Annotated in this window: 21 protein-coding genes; 13 read left to right on the forward strand and 8 right to left on the reverse strand. The window is 61.8% G+C overall.

The genetic code is table 11. From position 1 onward, the window contains the following. Positions 1-12: 12 nt before the first annotated feature. On the forward strand, positions 13-960 hold the full coding sequence (locus ACPPVP_RS37965; RefSeq protein WP_426528648.1) for a DUF5996 family protein: 948 nt from the start codon (positions 13-15) through the stop codon (positions 958-960). Between the two features lie 106 nt (positions 961-1,066). Here the strand turns inward: ACPPVP_RS37965 and ACPPVP_RS37970 are convergent, their stop codons facing one another. Together ACPPVP_RS37970 and ACPPVP_RS37975 are read right to left on the reverse strand one after the other, a co-directional pair. Further along, a complete protein-coding gene (locus ACPPVP_RS37970; RefSeq protein WP_426528649.1) occupies positions 1,067-1,261 on the reverse strand; it encodes a hypothetical protein in 195 nt (64 codons plus the stop codon). Positions 1,262-1,611: 350 nt separating this feature from the next. Continuing rightward, positions 1,612-2,217 (reverse strand): 3-keto-disaccharide hydrolase, encoded by a 606-nt coding sequence (locus ACPPVP_RS37975; protein ID WP_426528650.1) that lies wholly within the window; start codon positions 2,215-2,217, stop codon positions 1,612-1,614. A 149-nt stretch (positions 2,218-2,366) separates the two neighbouring features. Here ACPPVP_RS37975 and ACPPVP_RS37980 point away from each other — a divergent pair, with 149 nt between their 5' ends. From ACPPVP_RS37980 to ACPPVP_RS38015, 8 genes are all read left to right on the forward strand, one after another. Continuing rightward, positions 2,367-2,792 (forward strand): hypothetical protein, encoded by a 426-nt coding sequence (locus ACPPVP_RS37980; RefSeq protein ID WP_426528651.1) that lies wholly within the window; start codon positions 2,367-2,369, stop codon positions 2,790-2,792. Next, positions 2,789-4,456: a glycosyltransferase family 39 protein gene (locus tag ACPPVP_RS37985; RefSeq protein WP_426528652.1), complete on the forward strand. Its 1,668-nt coding sequence runs from the start codon at positions 2,789-2,791 to the stop codon at positions 4,454-4,456. Before ACPPVP_RS37980 ends, ACPPVP_RS37985 begins: the two co-directional genes overlap by 4 nt. Positions 4,457-4,597: 141 nt before the next feature. Continuing rightward, complete coding sequence (locus tag ACPPVP_RS37990) at positions 4,598-5,578, forward strand: UbiA family prenyltransferase (RefSeq protein WP_426528653.1); 981 nt, start codon at positions 4,598-4,600, stop codon at positions 5,576-5,578. Continuing rightward, positions 5,578-6,264 (forward strand): HAD family hydrolase, encoded by a 687-nt coding sequence (locus tag ACPPVP_RS37995; RefSeq protein ID WP_426528654.1) that lies wholly within the window; start codon positions 5,578-5,580, stop codon positions 6,262-6,264. Before ACPPVP_RS37990 ends, ACPPVP_RS37995 begins: the two co-directional genes overlap by 1 nt. A 240-nt stretch (positions 6,265-6,504) precedes the next feature. Further along, positions 6,505-6,972 carry a cupin domain-containing protein gene (locus ACPPVP_RS38000; RefSeq protein ID WP_426528655.1) on the forward strand — a complete coding sequence of 156 codons (468 nt, stop codon included), beginning with the start codon at positions 6,505-6,507 and terminating at the stop codon, positions 6,970-6,972. 48 nt (positions 6,973-7,020) lie between these two features. Further along, positions 7,021-8,124: an amidohydrolase family protein gene (locus ACPPVP_RS38005; protein ID WP_426528656.1), complete on the forward strand. Its 1,104-nt coding sequence runs from the start codon at positions 7,021-7,023 to the stop codon at positions 8,122-8,124. 154 nt (positions 8,125-8,278) lie between these two features. Next, entirely contained in the window at positions 8,279-8,518 is a 240-nt protein-coding gene (locus tag ACPPVP_RS38010; RefSeq protein ID WP_426528657.1) for a DUF2171 domain-containing protein, read from the forward strand. A gap of 60 nt (positions 8,519-8,578) precedes the next feature. After that, positions 8,579-8,920, forward strand: coding sequence for a hypothetical protein (locus ACPPVP_RS38015; RefSeq protein WP_426528658.1), 342 nt, complete (start codon positions 8,579-8,581; stop codon positions 8,918-8,920). On the opposite strand, the gene ACPPVP_RS38020 is transcribed toward ACPPVP_RS38015, so the two are convergent. Further along, positions 8,894-13,528, reverse strand: a complete 4,635-nt coding sequence (locus tag ACPPVP_RS38020) for a sensor domain-containing phosphodiesterase (RefSeq protein WP_426528659.1) — start codon at positions 13,526-13,528, stop codon at positions 8,894-8,896. The two genes, ACPPVP_RS38015 and ACPPVP_RS38020, sit on opposite strands and share 27 nt — an antisense overlap. Positions 13,529-13,903: 375 nt before the next feature. Here ACPPVP_RS38020 and ACPPVP_RS38025 point away from each other — a divergent pair, with 375 nt between their 5' ends. The 4 genes from ACPPVP_RS38025 (at position 13,904) to iaaH (ending at position 18,870) form a co-directional block, all read left to right on the forward strand. After that, a complete protein-coding gene (locus ACPPVP_RS38025) occupies positions 13,904-14,956 on the forward strand; it encodes an Ldh family oxidoreductase (RefSeq protein ID WP_426528660.1) in 1,053 nt (350 codons plus the stop codon). Positions 14,957-14,981: 25 nt separating this feature from the next. Continuing rightward, positions 14,982-16,349, forward strand: a complete 1,368-nt coding sequence (locus ACPPVP_RS38030) for an LLM class flavin-dependent oxidoreductase (RefSeq protein ID WP_426528661.1) — start codon at positions 14,982-14,984, stop codon at positions 16,347-16,349. Positions 16,350-16,369: 20 nt separating this feature from the next. After that, positions 16,370-17,155, forward strand: coding sequence for a fumarylacetoacetate hydrolase family protein (locus ACPPVP_RS38035; protein WP_426528662.1), 786 nt, complete (start codon positions 16,370-16,372; stop codon positions 17,153-17,155). A 287-nt stretch (positions 17,156-17,442) separates the two neighbouring features. Next, a complete protein-coding gene (gene iaaH / locus ACPPVP_RS38040; protein WP_426538273.1) occupies positions 17,443-18,870 on the forward strand; it encodes an indoleacetamide hydrolase in 1,428 nt (475 codons plus the stop codon). An 18-nt stretch (positions 18,871-18,888) separates the two neighbouring features. Here iaaH and ACPPVP_RS38045 read toward each other — a convergent pair whose 3' ends face one another. The 5 genes from ACPPVP_RS38045 to ACPPVP_RS38065 all read right to left on the reverse strand — a co-directional run bounded on the left by ACPPVP_RS38045 (position 18,889) and on the right by ACPPVP_RS38065 (position 24,228). Then, on the reverse strand, positions 18,889-19,623 hold the full coding sequence (locus tag ACPPVP_RS38045) for a response regulator transcription factor (protein ID WP_426528663.1): 735 nt from the start codon (positions 19,621-19,623) through the stop codon (positions 18,889-18,891). Between the two features lie 50 nt (positions 19,624-19,673). Next, entirely contained in the window at positions 19,674-20,642 is a 969-nt protein-coding gene (locus ACPPVP_RS38050; RefSeq protein ID WP_426528664.1) for a tripartite tricarboxylate transporter substrate binding protein, read from the reverse strand. A 92-nt stretch (positions 20,643-20,734) separates the two neighbouring features. After that, complete coding sequence (locus ACPPVP_RS38055) at positions 20,735-21,922, reverse strand: acyltransferase family protein (protein WP_426528665.1); 1,188 nt, start codon at positions 21,920-21,922, stop codon at positions 20,735-20,737. Positions 21,923-21,947: 25 nt separating this feature from the next. Further along, a complete protein-coding gene (locus ACPPVP_RS38060) occupies positions 21,948-23,225 on the reverse strand; it encodes a serine hydrolase domain-containing protein (protein WP_426528666.1) in 1,278 nt (425 codons plus the stop codon). 94 nt (positions 23,226-23,319) lie between these two features. After that, positions 23,320-24,228, reverse strand: a complete 909-nt coding sequence (locus tag ACPPVP_RS38065) for a LysR family transcriptional regulator (protein WP_426528667.1) — start codon at positions 24,226-24,228, stop codon at positions 23,320-23,322. Positions 24,229-24,361 lie beyond the last annotated feature (133 nt).

Genomic DNA, 24,361 nt, shown 5'->3' on the forward strand with positions numbered 1-24,361 from the left:
CAGGGGTCTGACGTGAGCAACGATTCGCAAAACCCGTGGCCGGAATTGTCGACCGCGTCGTGGCGTGACACCTGTGCGACGCTGCAGCTCTGGACCCAGATCGTCGGCAAGATCCGGCTCGCCAAGTCGCCATGGCTCAATCATTCCTGGCATGTGGCGCTTTATGTCACGCCGCGAGGATTGACGACATCGCCGGTGCCCGACGGCGCGCGGACCTTCCAGATCGATTTCGATCTCATCGATCATCGGTTACGAATCTCGACCAGCGACGGCACGCAGCGGCACTTCGCGCTGGGAGACCATTCCGTCGCAAGCTTCTACGCCGCCACGCTTGCCGCGCTCAGTGAACTCGGCATTGCCGTTGCCATCGACGAGACACCGAACGAGCTGCCCGATCCGATAAAATTCTCCGAGGACACCACGCACGCTTCCTACGATGCCGACGCCGTCAGGCGCTTCCTGCAAATCCTCGTCAATGCCGACCGCGTCTTCAGGCAATTCCGCACCGGCTTCCTCGGCAAGGCCAGCCCGGTGCATTTCTTCTGGGGCAGCTTCGATCTCGCGGTAACGCGCTTCTCGGGCCGTCGCGCGCCGCGTCACCCGGGCGGCGTGCCGCATTTGCCCGATGCGGTCGCCCATGAGGCCTATTCACACGAAGTCAGCAGCGCCGGCTTCTGGCCAGGCGGTGGCGCGATCGATTATCCCGCGTTCTATTCCTATGCCTATCCCGAGCCATCGGGCTTCCGCGCGGCGAAGGTGCGCCCCGACGCGGCGTTGTTCAGCGAAGCGCTCGGCGAGTTCATCCTGCCCTACGATGCCGTGCGCACGGCTGCCGATCCCGACAAGGCGCTGCTCGATTTCCTGCAAAGCACCTATGAGGCCGCGGCGAACGCCGCGAAGTGGGATCGCGACGCGCTGGAATGCGATCCGGGCAAGCCGGGTGTGGTGCGGCAGGTTTGATTTGGGTTCGTAGGGTGGGCAAAGCGCAGCGTGCCCACCATCAGCGTACAGCTGTCGAGACGGTGGGCACGCTTAGCTTGCCCACCCTACGAAGCTACGATTCCCGCTAATGCCGTACTTCCGGCTTCACCACGGTCTGGCGAACTTCGGCGCCGCAGTCGGCGCATTCATACGTGAAGTCGATCTTCGCCATGCTCCAATGCGGCTCGACGTCGCGCACAAACATTGGAATTCCGACGCAGCTCGGACAGATGACGAAGGCCGGTTCGATATCGTCGTGCTGATGGATATAGGCTGGCATGTCGGCTCTCCCCAAGAAAACCACCCAAGAAAGCATTCACCAGTAGTCCCTGACCCGAAGCGGAGCCTATCCCTCTGGCACGCCTGCGATCATGAACTCTCGCGAACACAGGGGGAACGTCCGCAAAATCCCGGCATGTGTGACAGATTTGCACGGCCGTGGAACTGCCTCCACAACGCGTCAATTTTCTTCGTCTGATATTGGCTGACCGTGCGCGCGCCAGGGCCTTGCGTCGGGCACCGGAATGGCACGCACGCCGCGTGAGAGTGGCACAAGTAGGCCCGCCCGCTGAAGGCGGGTGAGCCGGTTCGTGGGTCAGGCGGAGCTGCGCGGGCGATCCCTCAACGGGTCTATAGCGGCTTGATCTGCACCTTGCGGAACTTGACCACGCCGGAGCCGTACTGAAGCGCGAATGGCCCTCCGGCATTGTGCTTGCTGTCCTGGACATCGGCCGTCTTCTGGCCGTTGAGCACGACGACGAGATGCGAGCCTTGCGCGGTGATATCGAACGTATTCCATTTGCCTGCCGCTTTCGGCATCGGATCAACCTTGGCGACGTCGACGATCGCGCCGGTGCCGTAGCTCGGGTCCGGCCGCTTGTCGAAGATGTTGACCTCGTAGCAGATCTTGGAATCGATCTTGTCCCTGACGTCGCAGCGGATGAAGATGCCGCTATTGGCCTCCTCGTCGGTCCAGAACTCCGCCTTGATCTGGAAATCCTTGTAGGAATCCTTGCTGACGAGGTAGGACAGAACCTTGGCGTCGTCGAGCTTGTCGGCCACCAGCGCGCCGTCCTTCATCGCCCAATTGGCTTTGCCGACCTCGGTCCAGTCACCCATCTTGGTGCCGTCGAGCAGCGTTATCCAGCCATCGCTTTGGCCCGACGCCCCGCTCGAAAATTGAACGGCGGCGGCGCCGATCAACAGACCGGCGGCAAGTATCGACAAACGCTTCATGAACGTAGCCCTCCCATGGCTGCTTTTGGTTGGGCGGAAACCTAATCACCGCGACGCGCCGCGTAAATCCAGTTTTTTCATGCTGCAGCTGCGTTGTGCGACATGTCGCTTTCCGCTGCCGCGGATCGCGAATGCATCGACGCGCGCCGATGCCGGCCGATCAGGTGCATTGGGATGGCGCCAGGGATGAGCACGCCATTCTGCCGATCGTGGGAGAAGGCCCGGCGACCTTCCCCAGTGAATCGAAACGATTCCATGGCACAACCGCCAGGACGATAACGACCTACGGAACGGAGAAGACGCTCGGCCTGCAAGGCGCGGGGGCGCGGCTCGCTTCATGTCAGCCTGGCTCGGCCGCACAGCCAAGCCAGGTATTCAATCTTAAGTTCCGTTTAACGCTGATGCGTTTTATATGCCGCTGGGCGCACCATTTTGACGGTCCTGTTGTCGGGGTAACCGAGTTTTACCCGTTATATCCAACAAATAGCGACACCACCGCGACGATGAGCCGGCGGTCAACAGGCATGAGCTTCCGACGCTTGATGTTGCTTTTGGTTAATTGGGGTGGCGCTTGAAAAGCGAGGTTGCGGTGACAGAAGTCTCGGTCAGCACGAAAGCGGATGCCGGAGAATCCCGAACGACCGATCAGTTGCTCGGCTACGTGGTCACCCGGATACTGCCCTTTCTGGCCTGCCTGCTCGTTATTTGGCTCGCGCTAAGTCTCACGGACTTCTACTACGTCCATGCCTGGGCCAGTGCCCACTTCGCGACAATCGCCGAGGCCTTTGCCAGCCATGGAATCATCGGCCTTCACGGCGCGCCAATCGAGAACTTCGACCCGTTAACGTCCCAGCCGGACAATTATCTGCATTTTCCGCCGCTCTTCTTCTACGTCCTGAGTCTGGTTGTGCAGGCATTTCCGGATTCCATTCGGGCAATGCACCTCTTTATGGCGCTCGTTGCCATCGCGAGCGCAGGTGTAATGTGGCTCATCGCCTCGATGTTTTTCAAGCCCAGAGCAGCGATCGTTTGCGGCTGCGCTTTCTTGCTCATGCCCGCCACACTTCGGTACGGCCTGCTTCTCCTGCCGGCCAACCTGAGCGTGCTGGCCGTTTTGGTGGCGCTGCTGTTTATGTTGCGCTACCTGCAAGGTGCTGATGCCGGCCGCGAAAGGTTGCGGGACCTCGGACTGAGTGCGTTCGCCTTTTTTCTCGCCTGTTTTACCTCGTGGGAGCCGTTTCTGGCGCTGCCTGGGCTGGTGCTCGCCTACGCTTTCAATCGCCGCCCGGAGCTCCTGAAGGCATGTTTTTGTTGGGCGATGGCGGCAGGTGCAGCCGGCGCGAGCACGCTGGCCATCTTTGCCTTGTCTGACCCCGAATTTTTTGCGGACCTGTGGTCGATCTTCACGTTTCGTCTGGGGCTTACGCAGTATTTGCCTCAGTCGACGCGCATTCACCCCGTGGAAGGCCATCTGGAAGCCGTCGATGGCCTTAACGCATTTTCCTCATCCCTCCACTTTTTTGACGCCTACATCGTCCGTACGCAATTGTTCTGCGGATCGCTCGGCATCATCGGCATCTTTGCGCTGTACTTAACCGCGGCTCGCCGCCGCCGGGCCAACGCCAACAATTCATTTGCCGTGCTCGTGCTGCCGCTCTGCACATTCTGGCTGGGTTGGGCGGTCATCATGCAGGGGCATTACATCATCCACGAGTATCAGTTGATTCTCGCCAGCCCCCTGCTCGCCATCGGCGTGACGTGCATTTATGTGCTGCTCGACGAGGCTGTCTCAGCCATGCAGGACTCCTGGTCGCGAGATAATCTCAAGATGCTGACAAATCTTGCGTTGCCCTGCGCGATATTTTTTCTGGGCGTTTCCGCGGCTGCCGTCACGGTTCGGGTTGAAGCGGAGCCCTGGCAACTTGCAAATTTCGGACGCCGTATCAAGGCCGAGGTTCCAGCAGGCGCGATGGTCGTCACGAACGAGATGAGCATGGTGCAGACCTATTATGCGAAGCGGCATGTTATCCGCGGCGTTCCCGACGGCGCTCACCTGGAAAGCAAGTTGGGAATGATGCGGGACATTTGCCGGGCCTGTGACCTGTATCTTGCGGTGCGGCGCCAGAATGCCGAAAAATTCCGTGGCGTGCTCGATCGCCTGCAGCCGGTCTTTGAGGATGACAATTTCATCATCAGGAAAATCAGCCTGGTCGGACACGACCGTAAAACAATCGGATAATCCCAACCAGGCTAACGCGCGATCTAAATCGACCATCGATTGATACCCTCGTCGCAATGAACGCTCCGCATTGCGTCAGGGCTGCCTCAAACGTCTGACGGCTGGGCGCGCCAAGGAGCAAGGGTCACGTGGTGTTATCTCATGAATAAGAGCACCGGCATTGCCGCAGTGAAGTTGCAGGACACCGCCCTGGCCTACCTGGCCATGGCTCGCCTGGACCACAGCACCAAGCACATCTTCATCGTTCCCGGGATCATGCTCGCCTATATGCTTCGGGGCGTTCACACGGATTCGTTGCAGGTTTCCGTCGCGCTCGGCCTGATGACGGCGATATGCGTCGCGTCGGCCAACTACGTCATCAACGAATGGCTCGACCGGGATTTCGACAGGTTCCACCCGACCAAGGTCCAGCGATCCGCGGTGCAGAACCAACTGGATCGAAACATCGTTCTTATCGAATGGGCCGCCCTTCTTAGCGTCGGGCTGGCTTGCGCATTTGCGAATAGCCGGTTGATGTTCGTCATTGCGAGCATCTTCGCCCTGCAAGGCGTCGTCTACAACGTTCCGCCACTGCGAACCAAGGACAAGGCGTATCTCGACGTCATCTCGGAATCCATCAACAATCCTCTGCGGTTGATGATCGGATGGGCCATGGTGGATCCGACGACTTTGCCGCCCTCCTCGGTCATCCTGACGTATTGGGCAGGCGGCGCATTTCTGATGGCGGCGAAGCGGCTTTCAGAGTTTCGCGAAATCGTGGCGTCGCACGGCAAGGATCTATTGGAACGTTACCGAGCCAGCTTTGTCAGTTACTCGGAGACGTCTCTTGCCGTCTCATGCCTGGTTTATGCGCTTTGTTCTGTCTTCTTCCTCGCGATCTTTCTCATCAAGTACCGGATCGAATATGTGCTGATGGTACCGATCGTCATCGCGCTGTTCGCGAAATACCTTGCGCTTTCGATGCAACCGGGATCGTCCGCACAGAAACCGGAGAAATTGTTCAGGGAAAGCGGCCTGATCGTTTTGGTTGTCTGGTTGGTCGCGCTGTTTTCGATCACGACATTCACCAACATTCCTGATCTCGAAGTCTTCACGACGCAGCAGTTTATTCGAGTTCAATAATGCCGTTGGACTGGGATAATGTGCATCTCGTCGTGTTCGATGTGGATGGCACGCTCTACCGACAGCGGCCATTGCGGATAAAAATGGCGCGGGACATCCTGCTCCATACGCTTCTGAAACGGGACCTGAACGTTGTTGCCGTGCTCGCCAGGTACCGCCGTATTCGAGAGCGGCTGGGCGATGAAGAGGCAATCGATTTCGAACGTGCGTTGATCTCGCAGACAGCTGCGGCGACAGCCAATTCCCCGGATCGGGTGCGCGCTATCGTGTCCGAGTGGGTTGAACGACGGCCCCTAAAATATCTTGCCGCTTGTCGTTATCCAGGTCTGCCCCAACTGTTTGCGGGTTTGCGGCGCAGTGGCAAATCCATCGGCATCCTCTCGGACTATCCGGCGGAAGCAAAGCTCGAGGCGCTGGGTTTGAGCGCAAATTACGTCGTATTTGCCGGAGACGAGGGCATCGGAGTGCTGAAGCCACATCCCCGAGGTCTTGAGTCGCTGATCGCCACTGCGGGCGTGAAGCCGCAGCAAACCGTGCTGATTGGCGACCGCGCAGATCGCGATGGGATTGTCGCGCGACGGGCTGGAGCGCAGGCTTTGATCAGGTCTTCAAAACCCATTGAGGGATGGCGGACCTTCGCCAGGTTTGACGACGCATTGTTCTCTCCCTTTCTTGTATCTTCTTGACGGCTGTTGCTCGCGTCCGATGCAGGTACGGCCTCACGCCAAGCCGGCCCGCGCTCTGACATCGCATTGCACGGCGTAGTCCGCTTTCCATGCTGCAGTTGCGTTGTGCGCAGTGTACGCGTGGCAACCGCCGGTCACGTATGCACCTGCGGCGCCTTGCTCCGCGGGAACGAGACCGGCTAGCATCGTGGCAACAGAGATGAGCCCATCCCAGCTCACGAGACGGCAACGGAGAAAACCATGAAGGCGATATTCCGGTCCTGGCGATACCTCATGACACCGCTGGTTTTCGCCGGCATGCTGGGCATCTCCTCCGCGGCCGAACTCAATCCGGCCGCCGTCATCTACAAATTGCCGGACCAGATTCCCTGGGGCCCGGTCAACGCCGCCGGCGCACAAAGCGCCGTCGTGGTCGGCGATCTCGCCAAGCCCGGCTTCTACATGGTCTACAACAAGTGGACCAAGGGCAATCATTTCAGCCGTCCGCACTTCCACCCCAACGATCGCTACATCGTCGTGCTGCAGGGCACTTGGTGGGTCGGCTCGGGGCCGAAATTCGATCCCGCCAACACGACGCCGATGCCGGCCGGCAGCTTCGTCACCCATTTCGGCAAGCAGGTGCATTGGGACGGCGCCAAGGACGAGGAGACCATTCTCCTGATCATTGGCGAAGGCCCGGCGACGGCGACGGCGGCGGAAGAGAAATAACTCCCGAGCCGCCAATCCATTCCCGAAACTATTCCCACGGCGCATCTCATGCTGTTTCAATGCCAAGTCTGCGGCCCCGCGACCGATCATGGCAGCGCGCCAAAGCGCTCCGGCAAAACCAAACCATCGCGAACCATCGACATCCATTGCCACTGCATGGTGCCCGAAGCGAACGCGATGGTGCTGAAGGCGACCGGCATTCCCGGCGGCGGCGAAACACCCAACGCCAACGCCCATGTCAACGCGCTCACCAAAAGCATCCAGCCGCAGCGCGGCAAGATCGATTTTCCGAAACTGACCGACCTCGACACCCGCCTTGCCGATATGGACCGCGACGGCATCGACGTGCAGGTAATCTCGCCCTATCCCGGCCATTTCGTCTATGCCGCGCCGCCGGAAGTGGCGCGCGATAGTTGCCGCATAGTCAACAACCACATCGCCGGCATGGTCGCGAAACACCCCGACCGGCTGATGGGCATGGGTACCGTGCCGCTGCAGGACCCCGGCATGGCCGTCGCTGAGCTGGACCGCACCGTCAAGGAGCTCGGCTTCCGTGGCGTCGAACTCTGCACCAACGTCAGGGGCGTCGATCTCACCCGCGCCGGGCTGGAGAAATTCTTTGCCCGCGTCGAGGAGCTCGGCGTGATGATCTTCCTGCATCCGTTCGGCACCAGCCTGGTCGGCCGCATGGAGGATCATTATTTTCCGAACACCGTCGGACATCCGCTGGATTCCGCGCTGTGCATAGGCCACCTGGTTTTCGACGGCTATCTCGAACGCTTCCCCGAACTAAAAATCTGCATCGCCCATGGTGGCGGCTACATTCCGGGTTATTGGGGACGTTTTGATCACGCCTTCGCGCATCGCGAGGACTGCCGTGTCACTATCAAGAAGCCGCCATCGGAATATCTGAAAAAGCTCTATTTCGACACGGTCGTGTTCGACGAGCGCGAGCTGAAACATTTGATCGAGATCTGGGGCGCCGATCACATCATGCTCGGCACCGATTATCCGTTCGACATGGCGGAACCGGACCCGGTCGGCTTGCTCGGCCGGATCAAGGGGGTCAGCAAAAAGGACATGGCGCTGGTAGCCGGCGGCAACGCCGCCCGGCTCCTGGGCCTGTCAACGGATGCTCGTTCCGCAACCTAGGGCGCGGTTCTGATTGAATCAGAACCGGGCTCTAGATTCTTGTTTTGACGCGTTTTCTTGACGCGAACCGGTGTCCACTTCGCTCGAAAACGCTCTAGCAACCATTTCGGCGGCGGCGCGTTTCATGTCCTCAACCACATCAGGGATGTGAAACATGGCTTCTGCTTCAGAGATCCGGGAACATATGGACGTCATCTCGTCGGACAAGAAAACGGTTGGCAAAGTCGACCATCTGGAAGGCACCGACAAGATCAAGCTGACCAAACAGAGTTCGCCTGACGGGCAGCATCATCACTTCATTCCGATGTCCTGGGTGGACCACGTCGATCAGCACGTTCATCTCAACAAATCAGGCGCCGATGTGACGTCGCACTGGCAACACGGCCGGCAATAACCTGCCGCCCTGCATTGCGCTGGCCGTGGATGCCGATATCATCGAATGTCAGGAGATCGAATGCATCCAGCGGCGGTACTGCAACTTGAACGTATGATCGGCGAATACAACACGTGGCGTGCCGTTCCCGAAGGGGAACGCTCGCCGGCGCCGGCGTGGTGGTGGGGACCGGCGATCGAGTTGCGCGCCTCCTCCGAGTTGCTTCCCGCCAAATGGTGTGCCGAGCTCGGATTGCCGGACCGGGCGACTTATGCCTCCGCCGCGGACATCTTCCTTGGCGCCTTCGCAGGCCAGACCATTGTGCCCTGGCCCTACGATTTCCCGAGCAAAGCCGAAATTCCGGATCCGGCGGTCCGCGAGCTGCATCCGCAGCCGTCAGACGACAGCGCCTTTCAGCCCTGACCCGGCTTCCGGCTGCAATGGCGGCGAGGCGAGCGGCGCTTCGGCGCGAAGCAGATCGGCCATTTGCTTGGCGGGCAACGGCTTGGAGAACAGAAAGCCTTGCATCTCGTCGCAGGCGTGGCTGCGCAGGAAGGCCTCCTGCTCCACGGTCTCGACGCCCTCCGCAATGACGGTCATGCCAAGCGCCTTGCCCATGCTGATGATCGCCTGCGCGATGGCCTGGTCTTCGGAATCGATCGGCAGATCCCGAACGAAGGAGCGGTCGATCTTGATGGTGTCGATCGGGAACTGCTTCATCAGCGACATCGACGAATAGCCGGTTCCGAAATCGTCGATCGCAAGCCGGATTCCGCGGCTCTGGATTGCGTCCAGCACCTTGATCGCGCGCGAGACGTTGCGCATCACCATGCTTTCGGTGACTTCAAGCTGCAGCAGCACCGGCGACATGCCGCTTGCCACCAGCGCCTCGTCAACATCGCGCAACAGATTCGGATCGGCGAATTGCCGCGGCGACAGGTTGACCGCCACCGTCACCGGCCGCAGGCCGCGGCGCTGCCAGGCCATGTTCTGCGCGCATGCTTCCTCGAGCACCCAGCGGCCGATCGGAACGATCAACCCGGTTTCCTCGGCGAGCGGAATGAACTGCCCCGGCGACACGGTGCCGAGATCGGGATGATTCCAGCGCAGCAGCGCCTCGACACCGGTGATCTGGCCGCTCGCCATGTCGATCTTGGGCTGATAGTGCAGCGAGAACTGTTCGCGCTCCAGCGCGCGGCGCAAGGCGCTCTCCAGCTTCAGCCGCTCGATCGACTGCGTCTTGAATTCCTTGGTGAAGAAGCGGAAGCCGTTCTTGCCGTCCTCCTTGGCGAGGTACATCGCCATGTCGGCGTTCTTGGTCAGCGTCTGCATGTCGGTGCCGTCGGACGGGTACATCGCGATCCCGATCGAGGCGGTAGTGTGACATTCGTGACCGCTGAGCTGCAGCGGCTGGCTCAGGACGGAAAGAAGCTCGCCGGCAATGCGCTCGACCTCGGGACGCTCGGCGGTCTCCTCCAGAATGACCACGAACTCGTCGCCACCAAGCCGTGCCACGACGTCGCTCGAACGCAGCGCGCGGCGCAGCCTGCCGCCGATCTCCACCAGCAGCATATCGCCCGCGTCGTGTCCCAGCGAGTCGTTGATCACCTTGAACCTGTCGAGGTCGATGAACAGCAGGGCAAACTGCCGCTGGTATCGCGCGGCGGCATCGATCGCGCGACGCAGCAAGCCGTTGAACATTTCCCGGTTCGGCAGGTGCGTGAGACTGTCGTGCGACGCCAGATACTCGATCCGCTCATCCGCCTTGGCCTTTTCATCGACGCGGTCGAAGTTCTCCAGCGCGAAGGATACGTTGTCGACCAGCCGCTGCAACAGCTCGGCAAACTCGGGCGTGAACGTTTCCTTCTCAAGGGAAATGAAAATCATGACGCCGACCACGCGCCCCTGCGCGAACAGAGGGAACGCGCCGCCGGAATTGGCGCCATCCCTGCGCGCTCTGTCGTGGAACGCTTTAACGCTGGAGTCGGCCAGGTAATCGTTGACGATACAGGCTTGTTGGGAACGGATCGCCCCGCCGGAGAGCCCGTGTCCCTCGGGCCGCATGACGTTGGCCGAGACACGCACTTCCAGCGCGCTGGCGGCGGTTGGACCGGCGGCGGCGGCGACATCGAGGAAGTCGTCATCCGGCTTCATCAGCATGATCGAGGTGGAGGTAAATTTTCCGCCTTTGGCAGCTGCTTCGCACACCAGTTCGAACAGCTCCGCCCGCGAACTCGCGCGGATGATCGCTTCGTTGGTCGAGCTCAGGGCCGCCAGCATACGCGTCAGGCGCTCCTTCTGCACCTCGGTCCTTGCCTTGTCGTCGGCATGGTCGAAATTCTCCAGCGCAAAAGACACGTTGTCGACGAGGCGCTGCAACAACTCCGCGAACTCCGGCGTGAACGTGTCCTTATCGAGCGACATGAACGACATCGCGCCGACCACCTGCCCCTGCACCAGCAAGGGGAATGACGCGCCGGAATTTGTGCCGTCAAGCCGCGCTCGATGGTGAAACGCCTCAGCGCTCGGATCGGCAAGATAATCGTTGATGATGCAGGCCCGCCGCGAGCGTATCGCCTGGCCGCACAGCCCACGTCCCTCCGGGTGCGCCTCATTGATCGATATCTTGGCCAGGCGCGCGCTGAGCCCGGTCGGACCGTCGGCCGCCGCAACATCGAGGTAGTCGCTGCCGGGTTTCATCAACGCGATCGAGGTCAGCGTGAACTTGCCGCCATCAGCCGCGGCCTCGCACACCAGATCGAACAATTCCGCCCGTGACGTCGCGCGGATAATCGCCTCATTGGTCGCACTCAGCGCCGCCAGCATTCGCGTCAGGCGTTCCTTCTGGATCTCGGTCCGTACCTTGTCGTCGGCCCGGTCGAAATTCTCCAGCGCGAATGACACGTTGTCGGCCAATCGTTGCAGCAGTTCGGAAAACTCGGGCGTGAAAGTATCCTTGTCGAGCGACATGTAAATCATGACACCGACCGGCTCGCCGCGAACCAGCAGCGGAAAGGCGGCGCCTGACTGTGCGCCGTAGGTGCCGACGACGCCCTGGAACGCGGCGACGCGCTGGTCGGTCACATAATCATTGGTAATGCAGGGCCGTCTGGTTCGGAACGCCGTTCCGCTGAGCCCGCGGCCCTCGGGGCGGGCTTCGTCCACCGACAACCGGACGTGCCGGGTCGTCTCGGCCGCGGGGCCTGCGGCGGCCACGATTCTGAGCAGGTCGCTGCCGGAATCGGCCAGCGCAATGGTGGCCGAGGTGAACCGGCCGCCGTTCGCCGCCGCTTCGCACACCATATTAAACAGTTCGTCGCGGGATTTGGCCCGCATGATGGCTTCGTTGGTTGCGCTCAGAGCGGCGAACATCCGCGTCAGGCGCTCTTTCTGATTCTCGGTTCTCGCCTTCTCGTCGGCCCGATCGAAGGTCGCGATCGCGAACGACACGTTGTCGGTGAGCCGTTGCAACAGTTCGGCGAATTCGGGCGTGAACGTATCGATCTCCGAGGAGATGAAGAACATCACGCCGACCGCCTCGCCGGAAACCATCAGCGGGAACGCCGCGCCCGACATCGCGCCGTCGCTGTGAATGAACTGGTGGAACGCCGACCCGCGGGGATCGGCACGCAAATTGTTGGCAATGCAGGCCTGCCGAGAGCGGAAAGCGTTGCCGCACAGCCCGCGTCCTTCCGGATAATCCGCGTTGGTCGAAACCTTGACCCGGCGCATGTTGGCGGCCGTCGGCCCCGCCACGGCCACCATATCGGTATAGTCGCTGTCCGCTCGTGCCAGGAGAATGCTGGTCGAGTTGAAACGTCCGCCCTTCGCGGCAGCTTCGCATACCAGTTCGAACAGCTCCGTCCGCGACGTTGCACGAACGATCGCTTCGTTGGTCGCACTGAGCGCCGCCAGCATGCGCCCCAGACGTTCCTTCTGGGTATCGGCTCTCGCCTTTTCGCCGGCGCGCTCGAAATTATCCAGCGCGAACGAGACGTTCTCCGCGATCCGCGCCATCAGCGCGACGATCTCTTCGTCCTCCGCCCACAGTCTTCCGACAAAGAACAGCAACACGCCGATGCTCTCGTCGGCCTTGATCAAGGGAACGGCGACGCAGGCGGTGACGCCGGTTTCGCGTGCGGCCTGATGCCAGGGCTGCCCCTGGGTCGAGTTGAGGATATCGTTATTGACGGCTGGCTGCTGCGTTCGGAATGCCCTGCCGCAGACGCCCGTTCCATACACGTTGCCGGCATCGATCGAGAATGGCGCCCGCATGATCTGTTCGACGATCGCGCCCGTCCCGGCGGCCGGCTTCAACCAGATCGAGTCCCGCTCCGCCAGCAGCACCACGGTAGCTGCGGATTTGCCGCTGTGTACCGCGGCATCGCAAACGCGCTGATAGAGTTCCTGTTCGGTCTTGGCGCGCAGAATGGCTTCGTTGGTCGCACTGATGGCGCCGAACATCCGGTTCAACCGCCGCATCACGCGCTCGCCGCTCTTGCGCGCGGCCTCATGGTCGAAATTGTCGAGTGCAAACGAAACGTTTGCCGACACGCGCTCCAGCATCGAAACGATCTGCCCGTCGATCGAGTGCGCCTCGCGCCGCGAAACGAGCAGCACGCCGATACTCTGGCCATTGCAGATCAGCGGCAGCGCTGCCGCTGTGCCCACTTGGCCGGCCTTGGCTCCCTCGCGCCAGGGCAGCGAGCGCGAGTCGTTCAGAAAATCATTGCTGACGCATATTTTCCGGTCGCGGAAGGCATGCCCGGAAACCCCGGACCCCTCGGGCGTACCGGCCACGATCGAGATATCGATGCTGCGCAGGCGCGGAACATCATCGCCAAAACCGGCGGCGAAGCGCAGGAGGTTGGTTTCCGGCTCCAGCAGGAAGATCGCCACGGCCAGGAAGTCGCCAACCGAGAACGCGGCTTCGCACACCTTCGTGTACAGTTCTTCTGGTGATTTGGCGTACAGAATCGCTTCGTTGGTCGCATTCAACGCCGCGAACGTCCGCGCAATATCGGTCTTCACCGTCCCCAAGCTCCTGCCGGCAGCGCCGGGCTGCCCCTTGCGGATTTTATGCGTGCAACAGGCCTAAATGCTCGTTATTGGCGGCTGCGAGTTGCGATTCAGAGTAAATGTCAAACGAACGGCTAACGTCATCGCTCCGAAGAACTACGGTTCATTTCACGATTTATCAGCCATACCAGCGGCAACCGCGGGGCCGGGATACCGGCCGCCGAATTTTGCAGGATGAAATTTCGAGCCATCGAGGGTCGTGCCTGCGACATGGCTAACAGGATATTTCCACGCTTGCCCTGCCGCCGCCGCTTTGACAGCATGACGGCCCCTGCAACAAGCAAGACCCGCCGTTCGCGCGGGCGTTAAATGGTAGAGGAAAGCCCCATGCCGATCGTCCAGGCCGACCGTCTCACACGCATCGGCGCGGCGCTGCTCAGGGCCGCCGGCGCGTCAGAGGAAGAAGCCAACGCCGTCGCGGTTGGCTGCGTCAATGCCAATCTCGCCGGCCATGACTCGCACGGCGTGATCGCGATCCCGACCTATATCGATCGCATCAAGGCCGGCCATATCGTGCCCGGCGCCAAATGGACCATCGTCCAGGAATCGCCGACCACGACCGTGATCGACGGCCATTGGGGGTTCGGCTTCCACGTCAACGCCAAGGCGATGGTGCTGACGATCGAGAAGGCGAAGACCGCGAACGTCGCCGCCTGCACCGTGTTCCGCCAGAGCCATGTCGGGCGCCTCGCCGCCTATCCGATGATGGCGATGCGGGCGGGCATGATCGGCATCGCCACCGCTGATTCCGGCCGCTCGCCAAAACACGTCGCACCGTTCGGTGGTCGCGAGGCAAGGCTTGGCACCAACCCGATCTCGATTGCGGTGCCATCGGATCTCGAAGCGCCGTTCTATCTGGATATGGCGACCTCGGCGGTCGCGGCCGGCAAGATCGCGCTGTCAGTCGCGCGCGGCGAACAGATCCCGCAGGGCTGGATCATCGACGCCGAGGGACGGCACACCACCGATCCGACGCAGTATCGCAAGGGCGGCGCGCTGCTGCCGCTCGGCGGCAGCGAGGGCTACAAGGGAAGTGGGCTTGCCGCGATGGTCGAAGTGTTGTGCGGCCTGCTCACGGGCTTGGGGTTTGGCGTGGAGCCAACCGGCCGCCACAATGACGGATGCTTCATGGCGGTGTTCAATGTCGCCGCCTTCCGCCCGCTGAAGGATTTCGAGAAGGAGGTCGGCGAGTTCGCGCGATACCTGAAATCGACGCCGCCATCCGAAGGCTCGCCTGGCGTGTTCTATCCCGGCGAGGTCGAACACATTCGCGAACAGCAGCGCAGGCGCGACGGTATCGCGGTCGAGGACGCGACCTGGGACAAATTGAAGGCGCTGGCCACCGACTACAGACTGGCTGCCGAACTAGACCTGAAATGACTTCCGCCAGCACAAGGAGAACCGCATGACACGGCAAATGGCGCTGGTGGGATTCCTGCAGGCGCAGAACTGCACCAACCTGCCGAGTTCATGGCGGCATCCGGACTCACGCGACGATTCGATGTCGGCGGATTACTACCAGGAGATCGCCCGGATTCTCGAAGCCGGCAAATTCCACATGGCGTTCTTCGACGACCGCCTGGCGATGCCGGACCGTTACGGCAACGACCACGCCCACACCGTCGAATACGGTATCCGATGCGTGAAGATGGATCCGCTGATCGTGCTAACCACGATGGGCATGGTCACGACGAAGCTTGGACTGGGGTCAACTGCTTCGACCACCTATTTCGAGCCGTTCGACGTCGCGCGCCGTTTTGCGACCCTGGACCTGATGTCGGGCGGACGCGCAGGCTGGAACGTCGTCACCTCCCTCAACGACGGCGAAGCGCACAACATGGGCAAGGACGCCCATCTCGAACATGACTACCGCTACGATCGCGCCGACGAATTCATGGAAGTCGTGCTCGGCCATTGGGACACCTGGGAAGACGGCTCGCTTATCATGGACAAAAAGAGCGGCCGCTTCGCCGATCCGGCCAAGGTGAAGCGGCTCGACCACAAGGGCGAGTTCTACAAATCGCGCGGCCCGTTCACCGTGCCGCGCTCGGCGCAGGGACATCCCGTCATCATACAGGCCGGCGCCTCCGGCCGCGGCCAGCGCTTTGCGGGACGATGGGGCGAAGTGATCTTCACCGCCGCGCGCAACGTGGCGGCAGCGAAGGAAGGATACGCGGCGGTCCGCAACGAAGCGGCGAAAGCCGGCCGCGACCCGGACCAGATGCGCCTCTGCAACCTCATCACGCCCGTCTGCGCCGCTACCAAGGCCGAGGCCGAGGACAAAATGGCCGTGATCAACAAGCTGCCGCTGGAGATCGACGCGCTGTCGCTGCTCGCGGAGGCCTTGAACTTCGACTTCGCCTCCAAGCCGCTCGACGAGCCGCTGACGTCAGAAGACCTCAAGAGCATGCAGGGCATTCTTGGCATTCGCGACGGCGTGCTGAAGAATTCAGGCAAGTCCAATCCCAGCGCGCGCGATTTCGTCACCTTCTCGGGCCGCGGCCAGGTGCATGACGCGATTGTCGGCGGCCCGAAGGAGGTCGCGGACAAGCTCGAGGAAATGTTCGTCGAGCGCGGCTGCGACGGCTTTGTCATCGCGGCCACCATCGTGCCCGGCTCCTACGCCGATTTCGTCCAGCACATCGTGCCGGAATTGCAGCGCCGCGGCCTGTTTCACAAGGATTATGCGGGCACGACGCTGCGCGAAAATCTCGGCCTGACGCGGCCCAAAGCCAGCGCCTGGAAAGCCAGTCCGCGGGCCGCGGCCGAATAACAATAACAAGAGGACACCTCATGCGTTGGCTCAAATTCACCGCCGCCGGCAAGACATCCTGGGGCATTGTCGAGGGCGACAACGTGATCGCCGTCAGTGGCGATCCGCTCAGTGAATGGCAGCGCGGAACGCAGTCGCATGCGCTGAAGGACGTCAAGATCGAACTGCCGCTGATCCCGCGCACCTTCTATTGCGTCGGGCTGAACTATCTCAAGCATCTCAAGGAAGCGGCCGACAAGGCCGGCACGGTGCCCAACGTGCCCGACCGGCCCGAGATCGGCTATCGCGCGCAAAACGCGCTGATCGCCCATGACGAGGATGTCGTGATCCCGGCGAGCGCGACCGAGAAGATCCACTACGAGGGCGAACTCGTGGTCGTGATCGGCAAGAAGGCCAAACACCTGACCGAGGCCAACGCGATGGATTGCGTGTTCGGCTACACCATCGGCAATGACGTCAGCGAGCGCACCTGGCAGAAGGCCGACCGCAGCCTGTGGCGCTCCAAGAACGCCGACACCTTCAAGCCGATGGGTCCGTGGATCGAAACCGATGTCGATCTCGACGAGATGGAAACCGTGATCCGGGTCAACGGCACGGAGACCGGCCGCTTCCATACCAACGATATGATCTTCGGCGTCGTGCCGTTCCTCGTGGAGCTGTCCAAATATTTCACGCTGTCGCCTGGCGACGTGATCTGGATGGGCACCGACGGCGCCTCGCCCAACCTCAGGGACGGCGACGTCGTCGAGATCGACATCACGGGAATCGGCACATTGCGAAACAGGTTTGTGAAGGAGAAGGTTTGAGATCTCCGCCCCTCATCCTGAGGAGCGCGGAACGCGCGTCTCGAAGGATGAAGGCCCGGCTGGTGGCCTCGCCCTTCGAGACCGCCGCTGCGCGGCCGCCTCACGGTGAGGGTCTAACGGCGTCCTCAGAAATGAGGACAGGCGCCGGAACCGGCAGCGGGTAAGGTTCGTCCGGACGGTACCTGGTTCTACGGAGGATTATCATGGCTCGCAGCACACTCCTGCTCGGCTCGGCCCTTACGAGCCTTGTCCTCGCCGCGGCGTCTCCAGCGGCTTCGCAACAGGCAATCGACCTAGATCAGCTGACCGCGACGCAAGCCGCTGCCGACCTCTGCGCCGGAAAGATCACCAGCAAGGCGTTGACCGCGGCAGCGTTGGCGCGCGCCAAGGCAAAGGGCGACCTCAACGCCTTCATCACGCTTGACGAGGCCGGTGCGATGAAGGCTGCCGAAGCCTTCGACGCCGGCCGCAAGAAGGGTTCATGCAAGCCGCTCGGCGGCGTTCCCGTCGTCATCAAGGACAATATCGAGGTGGCCGGGCTTCCGGCCAGCGCGGGAACGCCGGCGCTGAAGGGTTTTGTCCCGAAGAAAGATGCGCCCGTGGCGGCAAAACTGCGCGCGGCGGGCGCGATCATCATCGGCAAGACCAATATGCATGAGCTCGCCTTCGGCATCTCCGGCTACAACGCCGCATTCAAGACCGGCGCGGAGTCCGGGGTTCGCAACGCCTATGATGCGACGAAAATCGCCGGTGGCTCGTCGTCCGGAACAGGGGCTGCTCTCGGCGCACGCATTGTGACCGCAGGACTTGGCACGGATACCGGCGGTTCGGTCAGGGTGCCCTGCGCGCTGAATGGCTGCGCCGCGCTCCGTCCGACCGTCGGCCGCTACCCCCAGGCGGGGATCGCACCGATCTCCCACACCCGCGACACCGCCGGCCCGATGGCTTCCACGATGGCCGACGTGGCAATCCTCGATCGCGTCATCGCCGGAGGCGGCGCGATCACGCCCGCCGAGCTGAAGCAGGTGCGCATCGGCGTCGACAAATCCATGCTGGCCAATCTTGACGGCGATACGGAAGCTGCATTCAAAGCCGCGCTGGAGAAGCTCAAGTCCAGCGGCGTGACGGTGGTCGATATCGAGATGCCAAAATTGGCTGAGCTCAACGGCCAGGTCGGATTTCCGCTCGCGCTTTACGAGGCCTATGACGACATGGTCGTCTATCTCAAGAAGAGCGGCTCCGGCGTCAGCATCGAGAACCTCGCCAAGGAGATCGCAAGCCCGGACGTAAAAGGCACCTATGACGGGCTGGTCATTCCGCGCAAGCTGCCGGGGCCGAACAACACGGTCACCGAGGCCAAGCCGGCCTATGACGCCGCCATGAAGACCGCCCGGCCCGCGCTGCAGGCGCTCTATCGCGATACGTTCGCCAACAACAAGCTCGATGCCATCGTCTTCCCGACCGTGCCGAAGGTCGCAATTGCCTCAAATGCGGACTCGTCGAGCCTCGCCAATTTCCTGCTGTTCATCCAGAACACCGATCCCGGCAGCAATGCCGGCGTCCCCGGCATCCAGCTTCCGGTCGCGCTGGGCGCATCGAGCAAACTGCCGGTCGGGCTCGAACTCGATGGACCCGCGGGAAGCGATCGCAAATTGCTTGCGGTCGGCATGGCGATGGAGAAGATCTTCGGCCGGCTGCCGCCACCGTCACGCTAGAACAGCGCTCGCGCGGCGTTAATGCCGTGCAAACAGGCTCGCGACGCCGCTGCGGCGGCGGACGCCGAGTTTTGCGAATATCCGTTCGATATGGGTGCGGATGGTGGAGACCTCGACCCGCAGCCGATGCGCGATCTCCTTGTCGCTGAGGTCATCAGCAATCATTCGCGCGATCTCGAATTCGCGCACCGAGAGTTTGAGGATCGGTGAACCGTCGGCCGCGATGGCCACCGCGCCACCGGCGGCGCGGACCAGCGCGCCGGTGAAGGCCGGCTCGATCAGCCGCAACAGCTCCAGCGTATGGCCGTCGAAATTCTCGCGCCGCCGGCCACGCCAGATCCTGACGTCGCCGATATTGCGGCCACCGACGTAACTATAGGCATTGACGCCCCAATGCAGGCCGTCGCGGGCGAGGAAATCGTTGAAGAACTCGGTCCGCATCAAATCGCGTTGCGGCATCACCTGCGTGACCAGCGTCGCCTCGCGGCGGGCCTGAAGCTTTGAGGTGATCGGGTCGTGCTGCTGAAAATAGCGATCGTAGGCCGCGATGTTGGCCGGATCCATGTTGAGGTACACGGCCTTTTCGAAACGGCCGGTCGAATCCTGCCACACGAACGAGGCGTAATAATCGGCCTCCAGCAATTCGAGCAGATGGCGGCCAACCGCCTCGCGCACGTCGCGTTCGCTGAGGTCTTCGGACAGCAGCCCGAAGATGCGCGCCAGCACCCGGCTCTCGGAAGCGCTCACATACATGCGGGCGATCCTAGCGGGGAACTGCGATCAGGGAAACCGGCGGGAGCGCCCTACTCGGCCTTGATGCCGGCGTCCTGGATCACCTTGCGCCAGCGCTCTTCTTCGCCGGCAAAATAGCGGTCGAGCGCTGCGGGCGGCTCTGCCACCATGACCAGGCCTTCATTCGTACCCAGTTTCTTAAATGCCTCGGATTGAACGGCTTTCGCGGCCGATCTGTTGAGGCGGTCGATGATCTCGGGTGGCGTTTTGGCCGGCGCGTAGAGGCCGTACCAGGCTTCGGCGGCGTAGCCGGGAACGCCGGCTTCCGACACCGTGGGCAACTGCGGGAACGCCGGCGAGCGTTCAGCCGACGTCACGGCGATGGCGCGTAACTGGCCGGCTTCGACCAGCGACGCAGCGCTTGCGACCGTCGTGAAGATCACGTCGATCTGGCCGCCCATCAGGTCGGTGATCGCGGGCGCCGCGCCTCTGTAGGGCACCGTCGCCAGATCGACCCCGGCCATGTGCTTGAACAATTCGCCGGCCAGATGCGCCGAAGTGCCGGTGCCGTAGGTCCCATAGGTGAGCTTGCCCGGCGCGGCCTTTGCCGCAGCGATCAGGTCCGCGATCGATTTGATCGGCGACGCCGGATTGACCACGACGATGTTGAACGAGCGCGCCAGCAGCGCCACCGCGGCGAAATCCCTGTGCGCGTCATAGGGCAGCTTCGCATTCAGGCTGGGATTGACGGCATTGGCAAACGTTCCCATCAACAGCGTGTAACCGTCCGGCGCGCTGGCTGCGACCAATTGGGTACCGAGAATGGTCCCGGCCCCAGGCTTGTTCTCGATAATAACGGACGCGCCGAGTTCCCTTGCCATCTCCTGCGCCAGCGTCCGTGCCACGACATCGGTACCACCGCCCGGCGCGAACGGCACCACGATCTTGATGATGCGGTCGGGATAGGCAGCCGAAGCCGGCGCAAGCGAGCACGACAACGCTGCAAGCGCGAACAATATCGATGCGAGAAATCTAGACATGGAGAGCCCCGGCGCGAGAGGAGGACCCCTTGATACACGTGTTCGCCATGCAATGGAGCATGGTCCGCCATGACGCGGCAGGCGCGTGGGAATCAAATCGTCCGCGCCACCAGCGGAATCCTTCGCAATAACACCGTGAGCAGCCAGCTGCCGCCAAGCGTGACGGCGAACACGATGGCCGCCTTGATGCCGGCGGGCCATGCCGGGTCGTAGACGAAATATTGCAGCCAGATGATGAACATGTAGTGGAAGAGAAAGATGCCGTAAGCCGATGGCTGCATCGCATCGAGCAGCCACAGGCTGGCGCGCGACAGCCGCAACGAGATCGTGGGCACCGTAAAGGCCATGGCCGCGCTGAACACAGCGAAGGCTGTGCCATACGCGGTTCTCCACCACAGCGGCGGCGCAGCAACGTTCTCGATCCAGTTGTGATGCGCAAAGACCAGGAGCAAGAGCAGGCCAAAAAGCAGAACCGCGAAGGCGAGCCATGTCGCCCAGCGTTTTGCCACTTCCCCATTCTCAGCGAGGATGCCCACCCTCAGGCTGATAACGCCGATGCCGACACCGGTGAAGAAATAGGCGGGATAGAGCAGGATGCGGCTGGTTTGAACTGGAAACGGGTAATGGCCTGGCTCGAACCAGGCGCCGTCGCCGAACCAGACATGCATCGGCAAATAGGACACGACCGAGACGACAACAAAGGCCGCAAAGGCCACTACCGGCCGGCTGCGAAGGGCGCCGATCAGACGACCGAGGGCGCCGAGGATTTTCGGCGCTGTCATCCAGATCGCGGCGGCGATGACGTCGAACACGAGCAGCACCCACAGAAACCATGACTGTCCAGAAGGCCACGGCCCGGTGGTGATCATGCGCCCCCAATAATGGAAGTAGTTGAAGTCTGTCGTGCCGGGCATGTGATAGCGCAGGAACGAAGCATAATAGGCGATCGGGATCAGCACGAAGATCGACACCAGCAGCGGTATCCCCAATCGCCAGGCGCGGCGGCGCAAGTATCCGCCCGCGCCGTGGCGGGTCAGGCTGTCATGGACGAACAGTCCCGAAATCAGGAACATGAAGGCCATGAAGAAGCTGTCATTGAACAGCACGACCAGGTCGAACCCCAGCCAGCGCATTCGGTCGCCATTGCCGAAATGGGTGAAGTTGACGACGGAATGGTGGATCACCACCAACAGCGTGATGAAGGTGCGCGCCCGGTCGAACGCCACGATGCGTCCGGTCATCGTACCGACCTGATCGCTCCCGCCGACCTTTCGCAGCATGGTTTCGACTCCCATCATGCCAGATTCATTTTTCGAATGCATCGTAGATCAGCTTCTTGACGTTCACCTGAACATGCAGGCGGCCGGACGGCGCATTTTGCAGCACGACAAAGAACATGTCCTGGGCACGGTCGACCACGAGGTAGGCGCCGGTCGCACCGTCCCATTTGATCTCGCCGGGCGAACCCGGCGGCGGCGGCACCGCATTGCCGGGGTCGGTACGGACGCCGAAGCCGTAGCCGAACCCAAAGCCGTCGCCGGGGTAATAGAAGTAGTTGCGCGCGACGCCCGAGCCCGGACCGACGTGATCCGTCGTCATCGCCGCAAACGTGTTGGGACTGAGATAGGTCTTGCCGTCGAGCGCGCCGCCGTTCAACAGCATCTGCCCGTAGCGTGCAAAATCGGCGATGGTCGTGACCAATCCGCCGCCGCCGGATTCCCAGCGCGTAACGTCGAGTGAATTGCGTTCGATATGGCGGTCCTTGCGTAGCGGTTGGGCATAGCGTGTCCGCTCCCCCGGATCGGTCAAAAAGAATTTGGTGGTCGGCATGCCGAGCGGGTCGAACAATTCAGTCTTTTCGAACGCGTAGAGCGACTGTCCGGAGGCGACCTCGATGACGCGGCCGAGAACGTCGATCGAGTGCCCGTAGTCCCACAACGTGCGCGGCTGCTCGGCGAGCGGGACCTTGGCGATCCGTTCGGCAAACCCGGCATTGTCGAAATCGCCGAGATAGATCCCGTCATAGGCCGCCTTCACCAGCCCCCGCGGCCCGTAGAAGCCATAGGTGATCCCCGACGTATGCAGCAACAGATCCTCGATCGTGACGGGCCGGCTCAACGGCACGAGATCGAGCACCACCTTGCCGGAATCATCCTTGCGCTCGACGCCGACCTTCATGCCGGCGAAGGAGGGAATGTATTTGGCTACGGGATCGTCGAGCCTGATTTTTCCGCGATCGACCAGCATCATCGCGGCAAAGCTGGTGATGGTCTTGGTGAGCGAATGCAGCGGGAAGATCGCATCCTTCGTCATGTCGATCCCGGCGTCGACATCGCGCTTGCCGAACCACTTGAAATAGACCGGCTTGCCGTGGCGCTGGATCAGGACGATGGCGCCCGGAATTTCCCCTCGTGCGACCTGGTCGTTGAGGAACGCGTCGATCCGCGACAGCTTCTCCAGCGACAAAGGTGCGTTCGGCGGCGGACCGAAGGTGGCCGCGGAGAGCTGGGCCGGCGGGGAAACGAGGATCGTAAAAAGCAGAGCGACGTACCGGCTCAATGATGCAATCCTGCCTGTGAACATCACGCTTCCCTGCCTGAACCGGCAAAAACATAGTATCCGGCCCGCGGCCGTATCACGTCACCCATGTGGCAGACAATAGCAGCAGGAAACAACATCACGAATATGGATTGATCCGCTTCTGCTGTTCGCCGCTGTGCTCTACCAGCATGTCGATGATGGTCCGCACCTTCGCCGAGAGATGATGGCGATGTGGATACACCGCATTCATCGACAATTCGATTGGCCGGTATTCAGGCAGCAATCGAACCAGCCGGCCGGCTTCGAGATCGTCATGCACCAGAAAGCCGGCGGCGAGAGAAATGCCGCCGCCCTGCAGCGCAGTCATTCGCAGCGTGTCACCGCTGTTGGTGAGCAGATTGCCGGCAACCCGAACCGACGCCGGTGCGCCCTTGCGATCGACGAAACGCCACTCGTCATACGGATAGTTCACATGGCGGATGCAATTATGCTCGGCGAGTTCGGACAATTGCTGGGGTCGCCCGTGCTTCTCGATATAGTCATGCGAACAGCACAACACGTGCCGCCAGGTGGCGAGGCTGCGGACGACCAAGCTGGAGTCCGGCGGCGGCGTCAGCCGCACCGCGATATCAAACCCTTCGTCGATCATGTCGATGGCGCGCTCGCCCATCGTCAGATCGACCTTTACGTCCGGATACAGGGCCAGGAATTCCGCGACCACCGGCGACACGAACTGCACGATATGGGTAGCCGTGTAGATTCGCAGTGTGCCGCGCGGCGTCGACTGCAGCGCGCCGGCGATGTCGTCGGCCTGCTCGATGTCGGCAAGGATCTGGATGCAGCGGTCGTAATAAGCCCGGCCTACCTCGGTGAGGCTGACCTTGCGCGTGGTGCGGTTGAGCAACCGCGCGCCGAGCCGATCCTCGAGCGACTGCACATGGTTGCTCACCATGGTGGTGGACATGTTGAGGCGGCGGCCGGCGGCGGAGAACCCGCCGCTGTCCACCACCCGGACGAAAGCCGTCAGACTGGTCAGCCGATCCATCCGGCAAGCCCCTGATTAATTGCTGTCACTGGATAATGCTTCCAATTTTTCCGGGATTATCACACCGCAGCTGACATTGCATCTTGGCGGCGTACCCGGCGCCCTCCTCAAAAGGAGGCGCCCAAGCGGATCC

Origin of the sequence: Bradyrhizobium sp. McL0615, assembly GCF_049993905.1 — a bacterium.
Lineage (GTDB): Bacteria > Pseudomonadota > Alphaproteobacteria > Rhizobiales > Xanthobacteraceae > Bradyrhizobium.

Coding starts and splice junctions, on each gene's coding strand:
- ACPPVP_RS38055 (WP_426528665.1), bottom strand. CDS start 21,922: ATGCTGCGAAAGGTCGGCGGGAGCGATCAGGTCGGTACGATGACCGGA.
- ACPPVP_RS37975 (WP_426528650.1), bottom strand. CDS start 2,217: ATGAAGCGTTTGTCGATACTTGCCGCCGGTCTGTTGATCGGCGCCGCC.
- ACPPVP_RS38060 (WP_426528666.1), bottom strand. CDS start 23,225: ATGTTCACAGGCAGGATTGCATCATTGAGCCGGTACGTCGCTCTGCTT.
- ACPPVP_RS38035 (WP_426528662.1), top strand. CDS start 16,370: ATGCGTTGGCTCAAATTCACCGCCGCCGGCAAGACATCCTGGGGCATT.
- ACPPVP_RS38015 (WP_426528658.1), top strand. CDS start 8,579: ATGCATCCAGCGGCGGTACTGCAACTTGAACGTATGATCGGCGAATAC.
- ACPPVP_RS37995 (WP_426528654.1), top strand. CDS start 5,578: ATGCCGTTGGACTGGGATAATGTGCATCTCGTCGTGTTCGATGTGGAT.
- ACPPVP_RS38065 (WP_426528667.1), bottom strand. CDS start 24,228: ATGGATCGGCTGACCAGTCTGACGGCTTTCGTCCGGGTGGTGGACAGC.
- ACPPVP_RS38010 (WP_426528657.1), top strand. CDS start 8,279: ATGGCTTCTGCTTCAGAGATCCGGGAACATATGGACGTCATCTCGTCG.
- ACPPVP_RS37970 (WP_426528649.1), bottom strand. CDS start 1,261: ATGCCAGCCTATATCCATCAGCACGACGATATCGAACCGGCCTTCGTC.
- ACPPVP_RS38025 (WP_426528660.1), top strand. CDS start 13,904: ATGCCGATCGTCCAGGCCGACCGTCTCACACGCATCGGCGCGGCGCTG.
- ACPPVP_RS38050 (WP_426528664.1), bottom strand. CDS start 20,642: ATGTCTAGATTTCTCGCATCGATATTGTTCGCGCTTGCAGCGTTGTCG.
- ACPPVP_RS38000 (WP_426528655.1), top strand. CDS start 6,505: ATGAAGGCGATATTCCGGTCCTGGCGATACCTCATGACACCGCTGGTT.
- ACPPVP_RS38005 (WP_426528656.1), top strand. CDS start 7,021: ATGCTGTTTCAATGCCAAGTCTGCGGCCCCGCGACCGATCATGGCAGC.
- ACPPVP_RS38045 (WP_426528663.1), bottom strand. CDS start 19,623: ATGTATGTGAGCGCTTCCGAGAGCCGGGTGCTGGCGCGCATCTTCGGG.
- ACPPVP_RS38030 (WP_426528661.1), top strand. CDS start 14,982: ATGACACGGCAAATGGCGCTGGTGGGATTCCTGCAGGCGCAGAACTGC.
- ACPPVP_RS37990 (WP_426528653.1), top strand. CDS start 4,598: ATGAATAAGAGCACCGGCATTGCCGCAGTGAAGTTGCAGGACACCGCC.
- ACPPVP_RS37980 (WP_426528651.1), top strand. CDS start 2,367: ATGCCGGCCGATCAGGTGCATTGGGATGGCGCCAGGGATGAGCACGCC.